This window comes from Streptomyces sp. NPDC024555 (assembly GCF_055559335.1).
The window spans coordinates 325,608-346,553 of the sequence record NZ_JBVHKV010000001.1; the positions used below are offsets into that span (position 1 = coordinate 325,608).

The window sequence follows — 20,946 nt, forward strand, 5'->3', positions numbered from 1 at the left end:
TGTCGGTTTCACGTGAAACGGACACGGGGTACGTTCAGCGAGTGGCTCCGGTGACCAGCCATTTCCCGGAGCGGGTACGGAGCCACAGCGTCGCCATCCGGACGAGCATCATCAGCGCCATCGCGCACCAGAGGGTGGTCAGTCCCCCGCCGATGACGGGCACCAGCAGGGCGGCCGGGGCGAAGACGGCCAGGGTGACCAGCATGGCCCAGGCCAGATAAGGCCCGTCCCCGGCGCCCATCAGCACTCCGTCCAGGACGAAGACGACTCCGGCGACCGGCTGGGTCAGCGCCACCACCAGCAGGGCCGGGAAGAGCGTGTCCTGCACGGACTGGTCGCCGGTGAACAGGGGCACGAACAGCGGGCGGGCCAGAACGATCAGCGCGCCGAAGACCACGCCGGAGGCGATGCCCCACTGGACCATACGGTGGCAGGCCTCCCGGGCGCCCTTGGGATCGTCGGCGCCCAGATAGCGGCCGATGATGGCCTGGCCGGCGATCGCGATGGCGTCCAGGGCGAACGCCATCAGGCTCCACAGGGACAGGATGATCTGGTGGGCGGCGATCTCGGTATCGCCCAGCCGGGCCGCGACGGCCGTGGCGATGAGCAGAACGGCGCGGAGCGACAGCGTGCGGACCAGGAGTGGGACGCCGGCCTGGGCGCTGGCCCTGATGCCGGCGGCGTCGGGGCGCAGGGAGGCGCCGTGCCGCCGGGCGCCGCGGACGACCACGACGAGATAGGCGGCGGCCATGCCGACCTGGGCGATCACGGTGCCCCAGGCGGAGCCCGCGATGCCGAGTCCGGCGCCGTAGACGAGCCCGGCGTTGAGTGCGGCGTTGGCGGCGAAGCCGCCGATGGCGACATAGAGCGGGGTGCGGGTGTTCTGCAGCCCGCGCAGCACACCGGTCGCTGCCATCACGACCAGCATGGCGGGGATGCCGAGGCTGGAGATCCGGAGATAGGTGGTGGCGTAGGGGGCGGCGGTGTCGGATGCGCCGAACACGCCCACGAGCCGCGGGGCCAGGGGGAGCGCGACGGCGATGACGGCGGCCCCGAGCAGTATGGCCAGCCAGATGCCGTCCATGCCCTGGCGGATCGCGGAGGCCGGATCGCCTGCGCCGATCCGGCGGGCGACGGCTGCGGTGGTGGCGTAGGCGAGGAAGACGAAGACACTGACGGCCGTCGTCAGCAGGGCGGCGGCCACGGCCAGTCCGGCCAGTTGCGGTGTCCCCAGATGGCCGACGATGGCGCTGTCGACCATCACGAAGAGGGGCTCGGCCACGAGTGCGCCGAAGGCCGGCACGGCCAGCGAGATGATCTCGCGGTCGTGTCTGCGACGACGGGACGGCGGGATCGCCGGTGCCTGGGTCATGAGGGCCAATCTAATCTTCCACAGGTAATGGACGCAAGCCTCTTGGGATCCTTACATTTGCTGCGGCGGGGTGTTCGGGCGCAGGGGCGCGGGCGGGATTGTGAGCCGAGGGGAAAAGTTTTTCTCCCCCACAGGTCGTGGATGGAGAAGGTGCAGGTCAGGCGGTTTCTGCCGGGGCTGCTATGAGTTTGTCCACAGTGCTGTCCCCCGGTCCGTGCACAGGTTCTGCGGAGTTCTCCACAGCATCTGGTCCGTCGTCCACATGCCCTGTGGATAACCAGATTGGCTGACGGTGCCGGGACGCCTACCGTGGTCCGGCGCCCCCACCGTGTTCCGGCTTCGGAAGCCGTAGAACCCGACACACCGGAACCGGAGTCGGGCGTCTTGTTTGTCGGTGCCGTGCCGTAAGAAAGAGTGGCACGGCTAGGTCCGCGGAGCGGACGGGAGGAGGTGGCCGGATGAGCATTCCTGAGCCCCTGGACGACCCCTGGGCCGACACCGGTCCCAGCGACCGGCTGCCCGTGTCCCGTCAGCGCCGGGGCGAGGGCCGGCAGCAGCGCGGGGAGCAGCACGACCGGGGCCGGGAGAACGACGGCTGGGAAGGCGGCTCGTCCGGTTTCGAGCGCGTCCCGCCCCAGGACCTCGACGCGGAGCAGTCCGTGCTCGGCGGCATGCTCCTGTCCAAGGACGCCATCGCCGATGTCGTGGAGATCATCAAGGGCCACGACTTCTACCGCCCCGCGCACGAGACCGTCTACCAGGCGATCCTCGACCTCTATGCCAAGGGGGAGCCGGCCGACCCGATCACCGTGGCGGCCGAGCTGGTCAAGCGCGGCGAGATCACCAAGGTCGGCGGAGCCCCCTATCTGCACACCCTGGTCCAGTCGGTGCCGACCGCGGCCAACGCGTCGTACTACGCGGAGATCGTGCACGAGCGCGCGGTCCTGCGGCGGCTCGTCGAGGCCGGCACGAAGATCACGCAGATGGGATACGCGGCCGACGGCGACGTCGACGACATCGTCAACTCCGCGCAGGCCGAGATCTACGCCGTCACCGAGCAGCGGACCAGCGAGGACTACCTGCCGCTCGGCGACATCATGGAGGGCGCGCTCGACGAGATCGAGGCGATCGGTTCGCGCAGCGGGGAGATGACCGGTGTGCCGACCGGCTTCACCGATCTCGACGCCCTCACCAACGGACTGCACCCGGGCCAGATGGTCGTCATCGCGGCCCGTCCCGCCATGGGCAAGTCGACGCTCGCGCTGGACTTCGCGCGGGCGTGCTCGATCAAGAGCAATATGCCCAGCGTGATCTTCTCCCTGGAAATGGGCCGGAACGAGATCGCGATGCGTCTGCTCTCCGCCGAGGCGCGGGTGGCGCTGCACCACATGCGTTCGGGCACCATGACCGACGAGGACTGGACGCGGCTGGCGCGACGGATGCCGGACGTGTCCGCGGCCCCGCTGTACATCGACGACTCCCCGAACCTCTCCATGATGGAGATCCGGGCCAAGTGCCGTCGGCTCAAGCAGCGCAACGACCTCAAGCTGGTGGTCATCGACTATCTGCAGCTGATGCAGTCCGGCGGCTCCAAGCGCGCCGAGAGCCGTCAGCAGGAGGTCTCGGACATGTCCCGAAACCTCAAGCTGCTGGCCAAGGAGCTCCAGCTCCCGGTCATCGCGCTCTCCCAGCTGAACCGAGGCCCCGAGCAGCGCACCGACAAGAAGCCCATGGTCTCCGACCTCCGTGAGTCCGGCTCCATCGAGCAGGACGCCGACATGGTGATCCTGCTGCACCGGGAGGACGCCTACGAGAAGGAGTCCCCGCGCGCGGGCGAGGCCGACCTGATCGTGGCCAAGCACCGAAACGGCCCGACCGCGACGATCACCGTCGCCTTCCAGGGGCACTACTCGCGCTTCGTGGACATGGCGCAGACCTGAGCGGACCGGGCGCGGGCCGGGGGACCCGTACGGTGGCCGGCCACGCGCGTCCCCGCGCCCTGGCTCGTAGCCTTGGCCCATGGCGGAAGCCGCATCCGAGAACGGTGCCGGAGACATCCCGCTCCCCACCTGGGCGAAGGCCCTCGGCTGGTGCGGTGTCGTCGGACTGATCTATCTGCTGGTCTGTGCCGTGAGCATCATCAGCCGCGGCTTCGCGGGGCTGGGCGGCGAGGCGGCGCACTCCATGTTCGCCTTCGCCGCGAACCCCTGGGTCGGGCTGAGCGTCGGCGTTCTCGGGACCGTCCTCATCCAGTCGTCCACCACGACGACGGCCATCGCGGTCACCGCCGTGGGGTCGGGTGCGCTGCCCATCGAGGGCGCGATCCCCATCGTCCTGGGCGCGAACGTCGGCACCACCGTGACGACGAGCCTGGTGGCCCTCACCTTCATCGGCGACCGGGCGAAGTTCCGCAGGGCGCTGGGCGCCTCGACCGTCCATGACTTCTACAACTGGCTCGCCCTGCTGATCTTCTTTCCGGTGGAGCTGATCTGGCATCCGCTGCAGCACATCAGCGGGGCGCTGACCCGTGCGCTGTACGGCACCGACTGGCTGCCGAACCCGGCCCACTTCAACGTCGTCCGGGCGGTCACCGGGCCCGTGGAGCACGGGGTGATCCACGCGACCTCGCACCTCAGCAGCACCCTCGGCCCGCTCTTCACCATCGTGATCGGTGCGGTGCTGATCCTGGTCGCCGTCCGCTACCTGGGGAAACTGCTCAAACTGCTGATGGTCGGCAGAGCCCGTGACGTTCTGATCAAGGCCGTCGGCCGCAACCCGTACCTGGCCATGGCGTCAGGCATGGGGGTCACCGTCGTCACGCAGTCCTCGACCATCACCACGTCCGTGCTGGTGCCCTTCGCCGGGACCGGCATTCTGACGCCGGCCCAGGTGTATCCGGTCGTCGTGGGTTCCAACCTCGGCACCACGTTCACGGTGGTCTTTGCCGCGTTCGCGGGTGTGGGGGCGGACGCGGAGATCGGATTGCAGGCGGCCTTCGTGCACCTGGTCTACAACCTGTTCGCGATCGTCGCGATTTACGTGATCCCGCTGCTGCGCCCCGTCCCGCTGTTCTGCGCGGAGAACCTGGCGCGCGTGGCCTCCGAGCACCGCTGGGTCCTGGCCGTCTACCTCGGCACCGTCTTCGTCGCGCTGCCCGCCCTGGTCATCGTGCTCGTGGGCGTGTTCTGAGCGTGCTTCGCCAAATCGGTTCGCCAGGAGGCGGCCGGGGAGGTAGGCATGGACCATGACTTCTCCTGCCGAACCCTTGCTTCCGGGCACCCGCCGTGCGCTGCTGCACCGCCTCGCCACCGCGCAGACGGAGGGGCGTTCGCCCTCCATGACCGCTGCCGTGCGGCGGGAGGGACAGATCGCCTGGCACGGTTCCCGCTCGTGCGTGGACGGCCATGCCCCGGACACCGATACGCAGTTCAGGATCGGCTCCCTCACCAAGACGTTCACCGCCGTGCTGGTGCTGCGGCTCCGGGACGAGGGGCTGCTGGACCTGGGGGACCCGTTGGAGAAGCACCTGCCCGGGACGGGGGCCGGGGACGTCACCGTGCACCAGCTGCTGGCGCACAGCGCGGGGCTCGGTGCCGAGGCGCCGGCGCCCTGGTGGGAGCGGACGCCCGGGACCGTGCGTCCCGGGCTCGCGGAGGTGCTGGAGGACCGGACCGGGGTGCACCCGCCCGGCCGGCGCCACCACTACTCCAACCCCGGCTACACCCTGCTGGGCTCGCTCATCGAGGCGGTGCGCGGGGATTCCTGGGCCGAGGTGCTGCGTCGTGAGGTGCTGGAGCCGCTGGGCCTGCACCGGACGGGCCCGCAGCCGCAGGCCCCGCACGCCGGCGCGTGGGCGGTCCACCCCTGGGCGGACGTCCTGCTGCCCGAGCCCGCCGAGGACCTGGGGCTGATGGCGCCGGCCGGCCAGCTCTGGTCCACCACGGCGGACCTCTTGCGTTTCGCCGCCTTCCTGGCCGACGGGGACGACCGGGTGCTCTCCGCCGCGTCCGTCGCGGAGATGCGGGAGCCGGCTTCGGCGCCCGAACCGGGGGACCACAACGGTCACTACGGCCTCGGGCTTCAGGCGGTGAGGTCGAAGGGACGGACGCTCATCGGGCACACGGGGTCGCTGCCCGGATTCCTGGCCGCGCTCTGGATCAGTGTCGAGGACGACGTGGCGGCCGTGGTGTTCGCGAACGTCACCGCCGGGGTGCCGGTCGGTGATGTGGCCGCCGATCTCGTGGACATCGTCGCCGGGGCCGAGCCGAGGATCCCGGAGCCGTGGCGACCGCTGCCCGAGGTGGACCAGGAGCTGCTGGCGCTGACCGGCCCCTGGTACTGGGGTCCGCGTGCGAACGTGCTGAGGCTGCTGCCCGAACGAGGTCTGGAGTTGCGGCCGTTGAACGGCCAGGGGCGCGGGGCCCGTTTCGTCGCCCGCCCGGACGGCACCTGGACCGGGCTCGACGGCTACTACACGGGGGAGACCCTGCGTGTGGTGCGGACCGCCGACGGCCGGGTGAGCCATCTGGATCTGGGGTCCTTCGTCTTCACCCGCGAGCCGTACGCCCCGGATGCCGCCGTGCCCGGGGGCGTGGACGAGGGCGGCTGGCGCGGCCTGGAGAGCTGAGCGCGCCGTTTCACGTGAAACGGCGCGCGGGACCGGTCAGGCGGTCAACTCCCTCTCCAGGGGCGTGCGGAAGCGCGGGGTGATGCGTGCGTCGCCGACCCACGTCCGCAGCCGGGAGGCCTCCGCCTCGACGGCGGTGGAGGCCTCCCGGCCGGCGTCGGTCAGCAGCCGCCAGACCGGTTCGCCGTCGGCTCGCTGGGCCCAGCCGCCGATGATCCGGCCGTTCCACCACACGGTGGGCCCGATGTTGCCGGACCGGTCGAAGAGCGGGGCCCGGAGCTCGGGGGCGAGATGGAAGTCCCGGTCCGCCCAGCCCATCGCGCTCGGGTCGAGCGCCGGCAACAGGGCTGCCCAGGGCTCCGGTTCGGCGTCGGGTGCCTCGTCGTCCGGGGCGACCCAGGCGGTGCCTCCGCCGTCGAGCCGCACATCGACGGCTCGGGCGGCGGCCAGCGCCTTGCGGACCTGGCCGAGGCCCCAGCCCGTCCACCAGGCGAGGTCGGCCTCGGTCGCCGGACCGTAGGCCCGCAGCCAGTGCAGCGCCAACTCGGCCTGTGCGCTGCCGGTTTCCACCTCGGGATGAGGGGTGGAGGCGGTCCAGCGGAACTGGCTGGAGGTCCAGGAGCCCCGTGGCCGGTCGCGGCGGATCCGTCCTTCCGCGGCCAGCACCCGGAGCACCCGGGTGGCGATGCCCTGGACCGTCTCCTGCTTCTTGCCGGGGAAGACCGTGATCTTGGTGCGGAGGGCGGGGACGGCGGCGCAGAGTTCGCTGCCGGTGGCGGAGCCCCGGGCGGTGAGCGCGGCGAGCGTGGCGTCCTCGGTGTCGGCCAGCCATGTCCCGTCCAGCCCCTGTCCGTCCTCGGCCAGGTGCTTCACCAGCTTCTGGCGCTCCTTGGCGGCGACGGCGAGGGCGTTCGACGCCCGTACCTGCGGGGCCAGTCCGTCCGACACCACGAAGAGCGTGTTGCGCATGGAGAGCAGCCGGACCAGGGAGACATCCTCGTACAGGGAGGTCTCCACCGCGCTGACGTCGGGGTTCCGCAGCCGTGCGCAGGTGGACAGGAACACGGTGGCGGCGTCCGTGGCATGCAGGCCGACGAGGGCCTCGGCCACGGTGACGGGGGAGTCTGCGCGGAGGGAGGGGGCCAGGAGGTGGCGCCGCCCGATTCGGATGCGGCGCTGTTCGTCGGTGATGCGGTGCATGGGCGTCTCCTGGGCTGTCGTGCCGGTCAGAGCGCGAGCTTGAACCCCACATGGCTGGCGACGAAGCCGAGCCGTTCGTAGAAGCGGTGGGCGTCGGTCCGGGTGGAGTCCGAGGTGAGCTGCACCAACTGGCAGTCCTGACGCCTTGATTCGTCCACGGCCCACTGGATCAGCCGGGTGCCGAGGCCGCTGCCGCGTTCGTCGGCGTGGATGCGGACGCCTTCGATCACCGAGCGGGTGGCGCCGCGCCGGGACAGGCCGGGGATCACGGTCAGCTGCAGGGTTCCGATGACGCGGTCCGCGCGCACGGCGACCACCAGGTGCTGATGGGGGTCGCCGGACAGCCGCCGGAAGGCCGTCTCGTAGGGCGCGAGGTCGTCCGGCGACTCGCGCCGGGCGCCGAGTGGATCGTCGGCCAGCATGGCCACGATCTCGGGCAGATCGTCGACGGTGGCGGGGCGGATCTCCGGATCGCTCATGATCGGCAGCCTAGGCCCTGGTCCTGGACCGGGGCCTTCAGCCCCTCCACCGTCCGCACGAGAGGAGCCAGTTCGGGGTGGGTGGCGGCCTCGTCCAGTGCGGTCCGCAGGGCGGTGTCATTGGTCGGCCGGGCCGCGGCGAGCAGGGTGAGTCCGGCGTCGGTGACATCGGTGTAGATGCCCCTGCGGTCGGTGTCGCAGAGATAGCGGGTGAGCAGTCCCCGGTCTTCCAGGCGGGTGACCAGCCGGGTCGTGGCGCTCTGGCTGAGGACCACGGCGTCCGCGACCTGCTTCATCTGGAGGTGGCCGCCCGGTCCGTTGTGCTGGCGGCTCAGGACGTCCAGCAGCGAGTACTCCCGCACGCTGAGGCCGTGACCGCTCTGCAGGGCGCGCTCGATATGGGCCTCGATCTTCCCGTGAAGCAGGGAGAGCGCGCACCAGCCCTGGGAAAGGGCGGTCAGCGCGGGGTCCGTCGCTGTCATGGGGTCCTCACCTCCGTGCGGGTGCTCGTCCCCCCAGGATAGGCGACGACCGCAATAGCCCGCGTTTGCAATTAACCCGCGTATGCAATTAATGTGGACGCTCGTAAGGCGCGGACGCAAGCTCTGTCTCGCTCTCCGCACGCACTCTCCAGGGAAGGTGAAGCCATGCCGCTCGCGCTCCTCGCTCTCGCCATCGGGGCATTCGGTATCGGAACCACCGAGTTCGTGATCATGGGACTGCTCCCCGAGGTGGCGGCGGACTTCCACGTCTCCATCCCGACCGCAGGCTTCCTCGTCACCGGATACGCGCTCGGTGTCGTCCTCGGGGCCCCGCTGATGACCGTGCTCGGCACCCGGATCAGCCGCAAACGCATGCTGATGATCCTGATGGGGCTGTTCGTCATCGGGAACATCGTCTCCGCGACCGCCCCGGCCTTCGGCGTGATGCTCGCCGGCCGCGTGATCGCCTCGCTCGCCCACGGCGCCTTCTTCGGCATCGGCTCGGTGGTCGCGGCCGATCTGGTCGAGCCCCGGAAGAAGGCCGGTGCCATCGCGATGATGTTCACCGGGCTCACCGTCGCCAATGTGGTCGGCGTACCCCTCGGCACCTACATCGGGCAGAGCGTCGGCTGGCGGAGCACCTTTGTCGTCGTCGCCGGCCTGGGGGTCGTCGGACTGTTCGGTGTCGCCCGCCTCGTGCCCGACCAGCCGCGCCCCGAGGGCGTCCGGCTGCGCCACGAACTGGCCGCCTTCCGCAACGTCCAGGTCCTGCTCGCCATGGCGATGACGGTGCTGGGCTTCGGCGGAGTCTTCGCCGCGATCACCTACATCACCCCGATGATGACCGAGATCGCCGGCTACTCGGCCTCCTCCGTGACCTGGCTGCTGGTCCTCTTCGGCCTCGGCATGGTCGGCGGCAACCTGCTCGGCGGCCGGTTCGCCGACCGTCACCTCATGCCGATGCTCTACGTGTCCCTGGGCGGCCTGGCCGTCGTCCTGGCGCTCTTCACCCTCACCGCCCACAACAAGATCGCGGCAGCCGTCACCATCGTCCTCATCGGCGCCCTGGGCTTCGCGACCGTGCCCCCGCTCCAGAAGCGCGTGCTCGACCAGGCCGCGGGCGCCCCGACGCTCGCCTCCGCCGTCAACATCGGCGCCTTCAATCTCGGCAACGCCCTGTCCGCCTGGCTGGGCGGCATGGTCATCGCCGCCGGCCTCGGCTACACCGCCCCGAACTGGGTGGGCGCCGCCCTCGCCGCCTCCGCCCTGGTACTGGCCGTCCTCTCCCGCGGGCTGGAGCGCCGTTCGGACACCCGGAGCCGTCTCGTCGCCGCGCACACCCCGGAGACCGCCGCCGTACCCGTGGCCTCCCGCCACTGACCGACCTACCCGCACCACACCTACCGCACCGCGCGGACGTCCACCGCACGGAACCGCACCAAGGAGTCATCCCATGAGCACCCCCACCACCGCCGCGGCCCCGCTCACCACCCAGGACGCGGAAGCCCTGATCGAGACGGCCCGCACCGCCGCCGAGGCCGCCGGTGTCGCGGCAGCCGTCACCGTCCTCGATGCGGGCGGCCATCTGCTGGCCTTCCGCCGCGACGACCGGGCGGTCCTGATCGCCGGCGAGACCAGCACCCGCAAGGCGTACACCGCCCTTCAGCTCGACGCCCCCACCGCCGACCTCGTCGACGCGGTCCAGCCGGGCGGCCTCTTCCACACGCTGCCGACCGCGCTCGACCGTCCGCTGCTCTTCATCGCCGGCGGCGTCCCGGTCCACCGTGACGGACGGCTGATCGGCGCCGTCGGAGTCGGCGGCGGCGCACCCGACCAGGACCACGGCTTCGCCACGACCGCCGTCGCGGCCCTCGTCTGAGTCCTGGCGCGCATGCCGATGCCCCCGGCGGGAGCCGGGGGCATCAGTGCGTCGTTCAGCCGGTCGCCACGCTCAGCGGGGCGAAGTACCGCTCCCGTTCCCCCGGCTGCCGTGTGCCGCCGAGGGTCATGACGGTGGTCGGGGCGCCGGGCTCCAGGCCGTGTGCGCCGAGCCAGGCGAGCAGGTCCGTGTGCCGGGCGTCGATGTCCGCCCGCAGCGGCCGGTCCGTCGCTCCGGCGAGCGAGGAGACCAGGAGCTTCGCCGTCGCCGTGTCCCGCGCGACCAGCGGGCCGAGCGCATGGCTCTGCGCGCTGGGCCACAGCGCGCCGTACCCGACGAGCGCGCCGTTCTCCTCGGCCACCCGCAGATGGTCGGCGAAGGCGGGGAGACGGGCCAGCAGCTGGGTGCGGTCGAGCCCGGTGGCCCGGGTGTCCAGGCGCAGGATGTCCGGCAGATCGCCGGCCGAGGCGGGGCGCACACGTACGGCCCCTCCGTCGCCCGCGCCCCCTTCCGGGGCCGCGCCGGACCGGAAGCGGCCGCTCATCCGGTCCGTCCGGCCCACGGCCTCGAAACCGAGCTGTTCGTACAGCGGACGTCCCGCGTCCGTCGCGTGGAGGCTGAGCGCCGCTCCCCCGGTGGACTCGATCACCGCACGCATCAGATACCGGGCGATCCCCTTCCGGGCGTGACGTCCGGCCACCAGCATCATGCCGACGGCAGCGGCCTCGGGCCCGTACGAGGTCACCACACAGCTCGCCATCAGGCCCTTGCCCTCGGGATCGTCGATGCCGTACGCGGTGCACGCCGTGAGGAGGAGTCCCCAGCGGTGTTCGTCGCGGGGCCATCCCCGGTCCTCGCTGAGGTCGGCGCAGGGGACCAGATCGTCCCGGGTGAGGCGCCGGATCGGCAGATCGGCGGGAGGGCGGGGCAAGGAGCTGGGCATAGAGGTCAGGCTGTACGACTGGGTGATCGCTCGTCCACCGCTTTACCGGATCTGGCCGAGACGCGTAGGCGCCGGCCGCGGCGGGTCGGTCCCCAGGGCTTCAGTACGGAGATCGCGGTGACGAACAGATAGGTCGCGGTGGCCACCGAGGGAGCGACGACGAGGTCGATGTCCGCCGTACCCCGCTCGGCCGCTTCGTCGATGCCGGGGCGCAGGGCGAAGACCGACAGCCCGGCCGTGACCAGGGTGAGCCAGAACTTCGTCCAGACCCAGCGGTACCGGGCCAGCCCCCAGGGCGTCCCCAGGGACAGCACCAGGCCGCTGACCAGGGCGGCCACGGCGACGGGGACGACCAGCCAGTCCCCGAAGATCTTCATGGCGCGGGTCGCCGCCCGCGCGGTGGCCGGATCACCGGTCAGAAAGGCGGTCAGGCCGAGCGTCAGCAGACAGACGGTCAACCCGAGCCAGCCGACCGAAACCGAGACATGGGCGACGAGCAGGGTTCTGCGGGTGCGGCGCTTGAGTGGTTTCACGTGAAACACGGTGCGGGCAGCGGCGCCGCCGGTCATCTGACGAGGGGAGTATCCCCGTGTACTGGCCTCGGCGTACACGCGCGGGCCCCGCGCCGCCGTGCCCCACCCGGGGCGGCACCGGCGCGGACTCCCGCCCGGTGCGGCCGGTCAGCCGAGATCCGGTGCGTGCATGGCCCGGACGCCCTCGATGTTGCCGTCCAGGTAGTGCCGCAGGGAGAGCGGTACGAGGTGCACGGCCGCGATGCCGACCCGGCTGAACGGCACCCGGACGACGTCGTACTCTCCGCAGGGCTCGTCGATCTCGGGGCCGTGGCGCAGGGACAGGTCCATCGATTCGAGCCGGCAGACGAAGAAGTGCTGGACCTTGACCCCCTTCACCCCGTCGCCCTCGATGTGCTCGACGGTGTCGACGAAGCAGGGCACCACATCGGTGATCTTGGCGCCGAGTTCCTCGTCCAGTTCCCGGTGGAGGGCGTCGACGACGGTCGCGTCCCCGGGCTCCACCCCGCCGCCCGGCGTGAGCCAGTACGGATCCACGCCCGGCTTGGTGCGCTTGATGAGGATCAGGTCGTTGTCATCGAGCAGGATGGCGCGTGCGGTGCGCTTGACCACAGGACGTTCGGTCATGGCAAGAGCGTGGCCCGCCGGACCGGTTCTGAAACACCGGGCGGCTGCCGGGCCGCCCTGAGGTCACCAGTCGGCCGCCGCGCGCAGCAACACCTCGTGGGCCCGTGCGATCGGCGGCAGGGCGAGGGTGCCGGTCCTCGCAGCCAGGAAGTAGGTGCGCAGCGGCGGCACGGGGGGATCGAGGAGGGCCACGACCTCGCCCCGTTCCAGCGCGCTCTCGCACAGATAGCGCGGCAGGACCGCGAGGCCCGCACCCGCCGCCGCACACGCCAGCACGGCCCGCAGATCCGGCGCGATGACGGCGCCCGCGGCGGCCGGCCGGGCGTCGAAGACCTCCGCCCAGTAGCGGGAGACGAGCGGCAGGCTCTCGTGGACCTCCACGACGGGCAGTTGCGCCAGGACCACCGGCCCGTCGCGGCGCAGTGTGCCGGGCCCCAGCCGCCCGGCCCAGCGCGGCGCGGCGACCAGTACATGCTCCTCGTCGCAGAGCGGGGTGGCGGTGACGAGCCCGCCCCGCGGCCGGGCCGTCACGATGGCCAGGTCGTGGTGGCCCGCCGCCAGGCCCTCCAGGGTCTCGTCGGTGGCCGCCGAGAACGAGCTGCGCAGGGCCAGGCCCTGGGTCAGGAGCGGGGTGAGCGCGGGCAGGGCGCGCAGCGCGGTGAACTCGGGCGGCCCGGCCAGATGCAGGGTGCGGACGCCCGACACCTCGTCCAGCTCGGTCTCGGTGATCTCGACCAGGGCGTCCAGATGCGGCGCCGCCCGGTGCGCCAGTTCGTCGCCGATCGGGGTGGGCGTCACCCCGCGCGCCCGCCGGGTGAAGAGCGGCCGTCCCAGCTGCCGTTCCAGGGTGCGGATCTGTGAGGTGACGGCGGGCTGGGAGAGGCCCAGGAGCGCGGCGGCGCGGGTGAAGGAGCCGGCCCGGTGCACGGCGACGAACGTACGCAGCAGCGCCAGGTCCATCTCCGTCCCCTCTCACCGCGGCGGCTCGTCGGACCCGGACAACTATAAATATGTCGATAGGTCGCTGCCGCTACTGTGATTGGACACTGACGCAGAGTCAACTAGCCTTGTCGAGGCGGTTCTTCGTGAGGAGAAGACGGGGAACCCGGGCGGTCCGAGCCACGAGGGGGGAGGCTCGGACCGCCCCGACCACCGGGGAGGCCGGGGCGGTCGGCCGCCGCCGGCTCAGTGCTCGCAGAGGGAGAACTCCCGCTCGTACACCTGGTCGTTGTGCTCGTCGACGAAGAACTTGCGTTCCCGCATCAGCTCCTCGCGGAAGCCATGGGCCTGCTCGGTGGTCATCGTCGAGGTCTCGGCCCAGGGCTGCTGCGGGGGCACGTCGGAGGTCGAGACGAGCGACTCCGACGGATCGACCAGGAAGAACGCGAGAATCTTGCGGTGCCCCGGGCGCGCGGGGTCGGTCAGGCGGAACGGGCTCACCCGGTGCTGGAGCACGTTGGGGAAGGCCAGGCACCGGCCCGCCGGGGTCTCCACCGATCCCAGTGTCTGGTTCAGCGGGCCCTCGTTCTCCAGCCCGTAGACCTCGCGGATGCCCTGGTCGTCGCTCTGCTCGTACTCGGGTTCGTCGACGGCGGCCCGGAAGCCCAGCCGGCTCTCGGAGATGTTCTCGCTGTCCCAGTAGTAGAGGCCGGTCGAGACGATGCGCTCGTTCAGCATCCCCTCGACATGCCAGGAACCGCCCGCGTACTCGGGCTTCTCCGGGGTGAGGTGCAGGGTGGCGAGCTTGACGATGACCTGGAGGCGGCGGCCGCGCAGATCGACCCGGTCGGAGGCGGCGGGCGGCTCGGGCGCCGAGAACTTCGGTGCGTCCGGGATCACCGGGCGGCGCTTTTCCCACCACTCTTCCTGGACCTGCTCCCATGCCTCCACGGCTTCGTCGTGGGCGGCCTCGTCGCTGTAGTCGTCCTCCTCCGGATACTCCGGCTCCGGCCCGTACCACCCGTAGGGATCGGCCTCGATCCGTATCGGCCGGGGATGGCGGAGGTCGGTGAGCACGTTCTCCAGCAGGGGGCGCATCCGGCCGAGCAGCGCCGGGAGCACGGCGGCCAGCTCACCGTGCCGTTCCGGGTGGACGTTGTTCACGTACGAACGGAAGGAGACCGTGCCGTCCTCGGCGACGTCGGCGTCGGTGGGAAGCCACTGGAACCGCTCCGAGAACTCGTGCTTCGAGTAGCGGTTCGTCGGGTTCTCCCAGGCGTGCTCCGGTGCGGAACTCACGCCGTTGACCAGGCAGAACAGCGAGGGATGCACCAGATCGAGCACCTGGCCGTCCGAACCGGGGTGCCAGTCCCGCTCCGCCTCCGGCACGTCCTCCAGGACTCGGACCGCGTCGCGGAGCCGGGTGCGCAGCGCGTCGTCGATCAGGGTGTCGGAGTGCCAGACGCCGTCGACGGCGGACACCTCGACCCCGGTGTCCGCGTCGCGGAGCGAGGCGTAGTGGGCGAGTTCGTCGAGGACGTACCGCACCTGCGCCTCGGTCAGGCCCTGTTCGACCGCCTCACGCGTCCACCGGGCGACGATCTCGGGGTCGTGCATCTTCTCGGACCACCCCGACTTCGCCCGTATATGGGCGCTGCACTGCATCATCTGGATTTCGCGCAGGGTCCGGGGCCCGTCGCGTTCCGTGCGACGCGACGCCTGGAACGGCAGGGGGAAGGCGGTCAGGCCGGTCAATTCTCTTGTTCCTCACGGTCGATGAGCGATCGCGGGAAGCGTACTGGAGCGGTCTGACACCCCCGCGGCGCCCGGATGAGGGCGCCGCGGGGCGGGCGCTCAGCGGCCGGCGACGGCCTCGGACAGGGCCCGTTCGACGTCGGCCACCAGGTCCGCGATGTTCTCCGCGCCGACCGAGAAGCGGATGAAGCCCTCCGGAACGGCGTCGCCGCCCCAGCGGGCCCGACGTTCAGCGGTGGACCGCACCCCGCCGAAGCTGGTCGCGTCCTCCACGAGCCGCAGCGCCAGCAGGAAGCGTTCGGCGGTCTCCTTGTCGGCCAGCACGAAGGAGACCACGGAGCCGAAGCGCCGCATCTGGCGCGAGGCGACCGCGTGCGAGGGGTCGGTGGGCAGTCCGGGATAGCGCAGCCCGCTCACCGCGGGGTGCCCGGAGAGCGCTTCCGCGAGCGCGAGGGCGTTGGCGCACTGCCGGTCGTTGCGCAGTTCCAGCGTGGCCAGCGAACGATGGGCGAGCCAGGCCTCCATCGGTCCCGGGATCGCGCCGACGACCTTGCGCCAGCGCCGCACGGACGCGGCGAGACCGACGTCCCGGCAGGTGACATGGCCCAGCAGGAGATCGCCGTGCCCGGTCAGGCCCTTGGTGTCACTGGCCACCGAGAAATCGGCGCCCAGCTCCAGGGGGCGCTGCCCGAGCACGGTGGCGAGGGTGTTGTCGACGGCCACCAGGGTGCCGCCGGCATGGGCCGCCTCGACGAGCCGTCGCACGTCGCAGACGTCCAGGCCGGGGTTGGACGGGGTCTCGATCCACAGCAGCCGGGCACCCTCCAGCACGTCCAGCCGGCTGTCGCCGCCCGTCGGCGCGGTCCGCACCTCGACCCCGTACTCCTCCAGTTGCGCCCGCACCAGCGGCAGGGCCTGGTAGCCGTCGTCGGGCAGGACGACGATGTCGCCGGTCCGCGCCTGGGAGAGCAGGACGGCCGAGATGGCCGCCATGCCGGAGGCGAAGACCGTCGTCTCCACGTCCTCGCCCGGTGCCTCCAGTTCGCCGATGGCCCGTTCCAGACGGTCCCAGGTGGGGTTGGCGTCACGGCCGTAGGTGTACGGCCCGGTCGGCTCGCCGGAGAGGTGGTAGTGCGCGGCGAAGACCGGCCCGGGGAGCGTGGGCTCGTACTGCTGCGGTTCCGGCAGTCCCGCGCGTACCGCCCGGGTGCCGTCGCCCATGGTGCTCATGTCCGTGTCCTCGTTTCTCTCCCCGGCCGGTCACCGGTCCTGTTTCTCCGCACTGTCTCAGGTGGGCGGGGCGCGGTGTCGCTCCGCCCGGCCCCGCGCCGGGGCAAGGGTCCCGGTGCGGCGCCGTGCGTGAGCCCGTCCTCAGTCGTCCTCGGGCAGGACGACGTTCAGCGCCCAGGAGACGATGGAGATGATCAGGCCGCCGAGGACGGCGGTCCAGAAGCCGTGGACGTGGAAGCTCAGGTTCAGTACGTCCGCGAGCCAGGAGGTGAGCAACAGCATCAGGGCGTTCACCACGAGGGTGATCAGCCCCAGGGTGAGAATGAAGAGCGGCAGCGTGAGCACCTTCACCACCGGCTTGACCACGAAGTTGACCAGGCCGAAGATCAACGCCACCAGGATCAGGGTCAGTGCCTTGCGGCCGGTGCTGCCGCCGCTCAGCGTGATGTCCTGGAGCAGCCAGATGGCCACGGCCAGCGCTCCCGCGTTGGCGATCGTCTTGACTACGAAATTCTTCATGTGTCTGATCGTGGCAGACGTGATCGGTGGCGGACACCGGCTGGGTACAGGCAAGGGGCGCACGGGCCATGAAGGCATTCAGACTGGACGAGCTGGAGGCGGAACGGGCCGCCAACGACGGCGCGTATCTCCAGTTCGTCCGGGAACGGAACATGTCGGTCGGTCTGTACGCGCTCGACGCGGGCGACCTCGATCCGCAGCAGCCGCACCGGCAGGACGAGGTGTACCTCGTCGTCAGCGGCCGCGCCTCGATCACCGTCGGCATGGAAACGACGCAGGTGGGCAGAGGCAGTGTCGTGTACGTACCGGCCGGCACCCCCCACAAGTTCCACCACATCACCGAGGACCTGCGCGTGATGGTGGTGTTCTCCCCGCCCGAGGGCTGAGCGCTTCCCCCGGGGATCCCTAGGGGATCGATCAGGGGAGTCCAAGGGCTGCCGGGGCCCCGTCGACCACCCCCGCGCCTCTAGCATCGAAGCAGGAACTCACAGAGACGAGGTAAGGACGATGGCCGTGCGGGAGATATTCGCGGGGATGCCCTGGTGGGTGAAGTGGATCGCGGTGCCGGTCATCGCGATCGTGGTGTTCGGCGGTCTGATCGCCAGCATCGTCGGGTTCGTGATCGGACTGCTGTTCAAGGTCCTGATCTTCGTGATCCTGGTCGGCGGTCTGGTCTTCCTCGTACGGAAGTTCATGTCCTCCTCCTCGGGAAGCGGCTGGTAACCGTACGACCGGCCGGTCCGTTAGCCCAGCTGAGCTAAGCGGAAGACGAAACGACACCCCGTCCGGATGCTCCCGATACAGTGGCAGTTCGCTGCCGCCGCCTGGGAAAGTACCGTCAGTGGCCACCCTGACCAGTGGTTTGTACGGCATCCGGCCTTCGGGACCCCAGGCCTGCGGGAGAGCTGTGGGGGCGGCCCCCACAGGCGGGCTGACCGCCCGTCACCATGCCTGGGGGTGACCGTTGGCCACGGCATCGAGTACCGCCGTCCCGACGCTGATCGGATCCGTGCAGCGGGCGCTGAGGCTGCTGGAGGCGGTGGGCACCCATCGCGACGGGGCCCCGGCCAAACAGCTCGCGCGTGAGGCGGGGCTTCCGCTTCCCACCGCGTACCACCTGCTGCGCACCCTGACGCACGAGGGATATCTGCGCCGGGAGAACGGCGTCTTCCTCTTCGGAGCCGCCGCGGAGCGGCTGGCCGGTGACGGGGCGCTGCAGAATCGTCGCAGCAGGATGACCCAGTCCTTGGGGCGCTGGCGGGACATCATCGGTGTGCCCGTGTACTGCGCCGTCTACCGCGACGGCGAGATCGAGCTGGTCGCGGTCGCGGACAGTCCGGAGACGCCCGCCGTCGAGGAGTGGGCCGCCTTCGGGGAGACCGGGCACGCCCACGCGATCGGCCAGTGCCTGCTGAGCCAGCTCGACGAGAAGGCCCGCGAGGACCACCTCGACCGCCATCCCGTACGCCCGTTGACCCGTTACTCGGTGCGTGACCGCCCCGCGCTCCTTGAGCGGCTGCGGTCGATCGGCCGCGTCGAACCCGTCGTCGAACGGCAGGAGTACGCGCTCGGCACGGTCTGTGCCGCCCTCCCGATCTCGGCCGGTTTCACGGCCGCCGCCGTGGCCATTTCCGTCCCGCTCGCCCGGGAAGAACAGTTGCTCCCCGCAGTCGAACGACTACGTGGCGAAGTGGCCAGCCTCTTGCGTTCGTTCGTGTTCTCTATCAGTATCTGAAAAATCACTCCTTGTGATCTGCTATCGCGTGCACCACGATGGCGTCAATAGGGCCACGGGGGATCATTCCTGGCCAGATTCATCTACTGCGGGGTTGAACGATGCGCGAGTCGGTTCAAGCTGAGGTCATGATGAGCTTCCTCGTCTCCGAGGAGCTCTCATTCCGTATCCCGGTGGAGCTCCGGTACGAAGTGTGCGATCCGTACGCGATCCGGATGACCTTCCATCTGCCCGGCGACGCCCCCGTCACCTGGGCTTTCGGCCGTGAGTTGCTGCTCGACGGTCTCAACAGCCCCAGTGGGGACGGCGATGTGCACATCGGGCCGATCGAGCCCGAGGGTCTGTCCGACGTCCATATCCGGCTGCAGGTCGGCGCCGACCGCGCGCTGTTCAGGGCCGGCACGGCACCCCTGGTGGCGTTTCTCGACCGGACGGACAAGCTCGTGCCCCTGGGGCAGGAGTGCACGCTGGGTGACTTCGAGGGCAATCTGGAAGAGGCGCTGGGGCGAATTCTGGCCGAAGAGCAGAACGCCGGCTGACCCCGGCCGTGCTCCTGGCCCGGAATCCGGTCGAACAGGACACCGGCCGAACGGGTGAATCGCTCTCCGTGTCCGGTCTCCCCCGGGGCCCTCTGTTCAGTCCGGCCGTGCGGACGCTAGCGTGGTGGCACCTTTGCACACGCGGGAGCTCGGAGCACCGGGCTGAGAGGGCGCTGATCTCCGTACGTCCGTACGGGACGAGGCTGCGCCGACCGCCGAACCTGTTACCGGGTAATGCCGGCGTAGGGAGTAGGTCTCATGACCACAGCGGACGCACGCACGCCTGCCTCGAACCAGAGCGACGAGGCCGGGAAGTCCATCGGCTGGCACAAGGGATACGTCCAGGGCTCGCGCCCGGACCTCCGGGTGCCGGTCCGTCAGGTGCACCTCACCAACGGCAAGGACGTGACGCTGTACGACACGTCGGGGCCGTACACCGATCCCGCCACCGAGACCGATGTCCGCCGGGGGCTGTCCCCCCTGCGGGAGAACTGGATCATCGCCCGCGGCGACACCGAGGAGTACGCGGGACGCCCCGCGCGCCCCGAGGACGACGGGCTCAAGCACACCGCTCCGCGCGGTGGGCTGCGCAATCTGGACGCGGTCTTCCCCGGCCGCCCGCGCCAGCCCAGGCGCGGCAGGGACGGGCGGGCGGTCACCCAGCTCGCGTACGCCCGCCGGGGCGAGATCACCCCGGAGATGGAGTACGTCGCGATACGCGAGAACGTCGCGCCCGAGGTGGTGCGCGAGGAGATAGCCGCGGGGCGGGCGGTACTGCCGGCCAACGTCAACCACCCGGAGATCGAGCCGATGATCATCGGCAAGCGATTCCTGGTGAAGGTGAACGCCAACATAGGCAACTCCGCGGTCACGTCCTCCATCGAGGAGGAGGTGGACAAGATGACCTGGGCGACCCGGTGGGGCGCCGATACGGTCATGGACCTTTCCACCGGCCGCAACATTCACACCACCCGTGAGTGGGTTCTGCGCAACTCCCCCGTGCCGATCGGCACCGTGCCGCTCTACCAGGCCCTGGAGAAGGTCGACGGCCGGGCCGAGGAACTGACCTGGGAGATCTACCGGGACACCGTCGTCGAGCAGGCCGAGCAGGGCGTCGACTACATGACCGTCCACGCCGGCGTGCGCCTGCCGTACGTGCCGCTGACGGCGAACCGCAGGACGGGCATCGTCTCGCGCGGCGGGTCGATCATGGCGGCCTGGTGCCTCGCGCACCACAAGGAGTCGTTCCTGTACGAGAACTTCGAGGAACTCTGCGAACTCCTCGCCTCGTACGACGTGACGTACTCGCTGGGCGACGGGCTGCGGCCCGGTTCGATCTCGGACGCCAACGACGAGGCGCAGTTCGCCGAGCTGCGCACGCTCGGCGAACTGAACACGATCGCCAAGCGGTTCGGCGTCCAGACGATGATCGAGGGCCCGGGGCACGTCCCGATGCACAAGATCAAGGAGAACATCGACCTCCAGCAGGAGATCTGCGAGGAGGCGCCGTTCTACACGCTCGGCCCGCTCACCACCGATGTGGCGCCCGCCTACGACCACATCACCTCGGGCATCGGCGCCGCGATGATCGCCTGGTGGGGGACGGCGATGCTCTGCTACGTGACGCCCAAGGAGCACCTGGGCCTGCCCGACCGGGACGATGTGAAGACCGGGGTCATCACCTACAAGATCGCGGCCCATGCGGCGGACCTGGCCAAGGGGCACCCGGGGGCGCAGGAGTGGGACGACGCGCTGTCGGACGCCCGCTTCGAGTTCCGCTGGGAGGACCAGTTCAATCTGGCCCTCGACCCGGACACCGCGCGGGAGTTCCACGACGAGACGCTCCCGGCCGAACCGGCCAAGACGGCGCACTTCTGCTCGATGTGCGGGCCGAAGTTCTGCTCGATGAAGATCAGCCGGTCCATCAACGAGCAGTTCGGCGGTACGGAGGCCGCCGGGGCGACGGCCGAGGAGGTCGCCGAGGGGATGCTCCGGAAGTCGAAGGAGTTCGCGGCCTCGGGCAACCGGGTCTATCTGCCGCTCGCCGACTGAGCACGCCTCGGCGTGCACGGGGGCGTCGTCCGGAA

21 protein-coding genes are annotated in these 20,946 nt (G+C 70.6%); 10 read left to right on the forward strand and 11 right to left on the reverse strand.

What is annotated here, in order from left to right; translation table 11 throughout:
- Positions 1 to 34: 34 nt before the first annotated feature.
- Positions 35 to 1,372: an MATE family efflux transporter gene (locus ACZ4FH_RS01450; protein ID WP_467301532.1), complete on the reverse strand. Its 1,338-nt coding sequence runs from the start codon at positions 1,370 to 1,372 to the stop codon at positions 35 to 37.
- A gap of 458 nt (positions 1,373 to 1,830) precedes the next feature.
- Between ACZ4FH_RS01450 and dnaB the strand changes: the two genes are divergently transcribed.
- The 3 genes from dnaB to ACZ4FH_RS01465 all read left to right on the forward strand — a co-directional run bounded on the left by dnaB (position 1,831) and on the right by ACZ4FH_RS01465 (position 5,999).
- On the forward strand, positions 1,831 to 3,312 hold the full coding sequence (gene dnaB, locus ACZ4FH_RS01455; protein WP_467301533.1) for a replicative DNA helicase: 1,482 nt from the start codon (positions 1,831 to 1,833) through the stop codon (positions 3,310 to 3,312).
- 79 nt (positions 3,313 to 3,391) lie between these two features.
- Positions 3,392 to 4,561, forward strand: coding sequence for a thymidylate synthase (locus tag ACZ4FH_RS01460; RefSeq protein ID WP_467301534.1), 1,170 nt, complete (start codon positions 3,392 to 3,394; stop codon positions 4,559 to 4,561).
- Positions 4,562 to 4,616: 55 nt separating this feature from the next.
- Positions 4,617 to 5,999 carry a serine hydrolase domain-containing protein gene (locus tag ACZ4FH_RS01465; RefSeq protein ID WP_467301535.1) on the forward strand — a complete coding sequence of 461 codons (1,383 nt, stop codon included), beginning with the start codon at positions 4,617 to 4,619 and terminating at the stop codon, positions 5,997 to 5,999.
- Between the two features lie 36 nt (positions 6,000 to 6,035).
- Here ACZ4FH_RS01465 and ACZ4FH_RS01470 read toward each other — a convergent pair whose 3' ends face one another.
- The 3 genes from ACZ4FH_RS01470 to ACZ4FH_RS01480 are packed head-to-tail and all read right to left on the reverse strand — an operon-like array spanning position 6,036 to position 8,160.
- Positions 6,036 to 7,199, reverse strand: coding sequence for a winged helix DNA-binding domain-containing protein (locus ACZ4FH_RS01470; protein ID WP_467301536.1), 1,164 nt, complete (start codon positions 7,197 to 7,199; stop codon positions 6,036 to 6,038).
- 26 nt (positions 7,200 to 7,225) lie between these two features.
- Positions 7,226 to 7,678: a GNAT family N-acetyltransferase gene (locus ACZ4FH_RS01475; RefSeq protein ID WP_467301537.1), complete on the reverse strand. Its 453-nt coding sequence runs from the start codon at positions 7,676 to 7,678 to the stop codon at positions 7,226 to 7,228.
- The gene (locus ACZ4FH_RS01480) at positions 7,675 to 8,160 is read right to left on the reverse strand and encodes a MarR family winged helix-turn-helix transcriptional regulator (RefSeq protein ID WP_467301538.1); all 486 of its coding nucleotides are present in this window, start codon (positions 8,158 to 8,160) and stop codon (positions 7,675 to 7,677) included. The genes ACZ4FH_RS01475 and ACZ4FH_RS01480 overlap by 4 nt, the downstream gene beginning before the upstream one ends.
- A 165-nt stretch (positions 8,161 to 8,325) precedes the next feature.
- On the opposite strand from ACZ4FH_RS01480, the gene ACZ4FH_RS01485 reads away from it, so the two are divergent.
- Together ACZ4FH_RS01485 and ACZ4FH_RS01490 are read left to right on the forward strand one after the other, a co-directional pair.
- Positions 8,326 to 9,540 carry an MFS transporter gene (locus ACZ4FH_RS01485; RefSeq protein ID WP_467301539.1) on the forward strand — a complete coding sequence of 405 codons (1,215 nt, stop codon included), beginning with the start codon at positions 8,326 to 8,328 and terminating at the stop codon, positions 9,538 to 9,540.
- Between the two features lie 73 nt (positions 9,541 to 9,613).
- Positions 9,614 to 10,039 (forward strand): GlcG/HbpS family heme-binding protein, encoded by a 426-nt coding sequence (locus ACZ4FH_RS01490; protein ID WP_467301540.1) that lies wholly within the window; start codon positions 9,614 to 9,616, stop codon positions 10,037 to 10,039.
- Between the two features lie 55 nt (positions 10,040 to 10,094).
- On the opposite strand, the gene ACZ4FH_RS01495 is transcribed toward ACZ4FH_RS01490, so the two are convergent.
- From ACZ4FH_RS01495 to ACZ4FH_RS01525, 7 genes are all read right to left on the reverse strand, one after another.
- Positions 10,095 to 10,982: a GNAT family N-acetyltransferase gene (locus ACZ4FH_RS01495; protein ID WP_467301541.1), complete on the reverse strand. Its 888-nt coding sequence runs from the start codon at positions 10,980 to 10,982 to the stop codon at positions 10,095 to 10,097.
- A gap of 5 nt (positions 10,983 to 10,987) precedes the next feature.
- Positions 10,988 to 11,515: a DUF2269 domain-containing protein gene (locus ACZ4FH_RS01500; RefSeq protein WP_467301542.1), complete on the reverse strand. Its 528-nt coding sequence runs from the start codon at positions 11,513 to 11,515 to the stop codon at positions 10,988 to 10,990.
- Positions 11,516 to 11,662: 147 nt separating this feature from the next.
- Complete coding sequence (locus tag ACZ4FH_RS01505; RefSeq protein WP_467301543.1) at positions 11,663 to 12,142, reverse strand: NUDIX domain-containing protein; 480 nt, start codon at positions 12,140 to 12,142, stop codon at positions 11,663 to 11,665.
- 63 nt (positions 12,143 to 12,205) lie between these two features.
- Complete coding sequence (locus ACZ4FH_RS01510) at positions 12,206 to 13,102, reverse strand: LysR family transcriptional regulator (RefSeq protein WP_467301544.1); 897 nt, start codon at positions 13,100 to 13,102, stop codon at positions 12,206 to 12,208.
- Between the two features lie 225 nt (positions 13,103 to 13,327).
- Complete coding sequence (locus ACZ4FH_RS01515) at positions 13,328 to 14,836, reverse strand: DUF4246 domain-containing protein (protein WP_467301545.1); 1,509 nt, start codon at positions 14,834 to 14,836, stop codon at positions 13,328 to 13,330.
- Between the two features lie 99 nt (positions 14,837 to 14,935).
- Positions 14,936 to 16,066, reverse strand: coding sequence for a cystathionine gamma-lyase (locus tag ACZ4FH_RS01520; RefSeq protein ID WP_467301546.1), 1,131 nt, complete (start codon positions 16,064 to 16,066; stop codon positions 14,936 to 14,938).
- A 141-nt stretch (positions 16,067 to 16,207) separates the two neighbouring features.
- A complete protein-coding gene (locus ACZ4FH_RS01525) occupies positions 16,208 to 16,585 on the reverse strand; it encodes a phage holin family protein (RefSeq protein WP_383631498.1) in 378 nt (125 codons plus the stop codon).
- Positions 16,586 to 16,653: 68 nt separating this feature from the next.
- Here ACZ4FH_RS01525 and ACZ4FH_RS01530 point away from each other — a divergent pair, with 68 nt between their 5' ends.
- The 5 genes from ACZ4FH_RS01530 to thiC all read left to right on the forward strand — a co-directional run bounded on the left by ACZ4FH_RS01530 (position 16,654) and on the right by thiC (position 20,911).
- Positions 16,654 to 16,971: a cupin domain-containing protein gene (locus ACZ4FH_RS01530; protein ID WP_383631501.1), complete on the forward strand. Its 318-nt coding sequence runs from the start codon at positions 16,654 to 16,656 to the stop codon at positions 16,969 to 16,971.
- Between the two features lie 127 nt (positions 16,972 to 17,098).
- Positions 17,099 to 17,308: a DUF5326 family protein gene (locus ACZ4FH_RS01535; RefSeq protein ID WP_467301547.1), complete on the forward strand. Its 210-nt coding sequence runs from the start codon at positions 17,099 to 17,101 to the stop codon at positions 17,306 to 17,308.
- A 241-nt stretch (positions 17,309 to 17,549) separates the two neighbouring features.
- The gene (locus ACZ4FH_RS01540) at positions 17,550 to 18,320 is read left to right on the forward strand and encodes an IclR family transcriptional regulator (RefSeq protein WP_467301548.1); all 771 of its coding nucleotides are present in this window, start codon (positions 17,550 to 17,552) and stop codon (positions 18,318 to 18,320) included.
- 101 nt (positions 18,321 to 18,421) lie between these two features.
- A complete protein-coding gene (locus ACZ4FH_RS01545) occupies positions 18,422 to 18,859 on the forward strand; it encodes an SsgA family sporulation/cell division regulator (RefSeq protein ID WP_018553937.1) in 438 nt (145 codons plus the stop codon).
- A gap of 258 nt (positions 18,860 to 19,117) precedes the next feature.
- On the forward strand, positions 19,118 to 20,911 hold the full coding sequence (gene thiC, locus ACZ4FH_RS01550; protein WP_467301549.1) for a phosphomethylpyrimidine synthase ThiC: 1,794 nt from the start codon (positions 19,118 to 19,120) through the stop codon (positions 20,909 to 20,911).
- Positions 20,912 to 20,946 lie beyond the last annotated feature (35 nt).

Bases quoted from the DNA above. Each gene is read 5' to 3' on its own strand.
- ACZ4FH_RS01450 (WP_467301532.1), bottom strand. From the start codon at position 1,372: ATGACCCAGGCACCGGCGATCCCGCCGTCCCGTCGTCGCAGACACGAC.
- dnaB (WP_467301533.1), top strand. From the start codon at position 1,831: ATGAGCATTCCTGAGCCCCTGGACGACCCCTGGGCCGACACCGGTCCC.
- ACZ4FH_RS01460 (WP_467301534.1), top strand. From the start codon at position 3,392: ATGGCGGAAGCCGCATCCGAGAACGGTGCCGGAGACATCCCGCTCCCC.
- ACZ4FH_RS01465 (WP_467301535.1), top strand. From the start codon at position 4,617: ATGACTTCTCCTGCCGAACCCTTGCTTCCGGGCACCCGCCGTGCGCTG.
- ACZ4FH_RS01470 (WP_467301536.1), bottom strand. From the start codon at position 7,199: ATGCACCGCATCACCGACGAACAGCGCCGCATCCGAATCGGGCGGCGC.
- ACZ4FH_RS01475 (WP_467301537.1), bottom strand. From the start codon at position 7,678: ATGAGCGATCCGGAGATCCGCCCCGCCACCGTCGACGATCTGCCCGAG.
- ACZ4FH_RS01480 (WP_467301538.1), bottom strand. From the start codon at position 8,160: ATGACAGCGACGGACCCCGCGCTGACCGCCCTTTCCCAGGGCTGGTGC.
- ACZ4FH_RS01485 (WP_467301539.1), top strand. From the start codon at position 8,326: ATGCCGCTCGCGCTCCTCGCTCTCGCCATCGGGGCATTCGGTATCGGA.
- ACZ4FH_RS01490 (WP_467301540.1), top strand. From the start codon at position 9,614: ATGAGCACCCCCACCACCGCCGCGGCCCCGCTCACCACCCAGGACGCG.
- ACZ4FH_RS01495 (WP_467301541.1), bottom strand. From the start codon at position 10,982: ATGCCCAGCTCCTTGCCCCGCCCTCCCGCCGATCTGCCGATCCGGCGC.
- ACZ4FH_RS01505 (WP_467301543.1), bottom strand. From the start codon at position 12,142: ATGACCGAACGTCCTGTGGTCAAGCGCACCGCACGCGCCATCCTGCTC.
- ACZ4FH_RS01510 (WP_467301544.1), bottom strand. From the start codon at position 13,102: ATGGACCTGGCGCTGCTGCGTACGTTCGTCGCCGTGCACCGGGCCGGC.
- ACZ4FH_RS01520 (WP_467301546.1), bottom strand. From the start codon at position 16,066: ATGAGCACCATGGGCGACGGCACCCGGGCGGTACGCGCGGGACTGCCG.
- ACZ4FH_RS01525 (WP_383631498.1), bottom strand. From the start codon at position 16,585: ATGAAGAATTTCGTAGTCAAGACGATCGCCAACGCGGGAGCGCTGGCC.
- ACZ4FH_RS01530 (WP_383631501.1), top strand. From the start codon at position 16,654: ATGAAGGCATTCAGACTGGACGAGCTGGAGGCGGAACGGGCCGCCAAC.
- ACZ4FH_RS01545 (WP_018553937.1), top strand. From the start codon at position 18,422: ATGCGCGAGTCGGTTCAAGCTGAGGTCATGATGAGCTTCCTCGTCTCC.
- thiC (WP_467301549.1), top strand. From the start codon at position 19,118: ATGACCACAGCGGACGCACGCACGCCTGCCTCGAACCAGAGCGACGAG.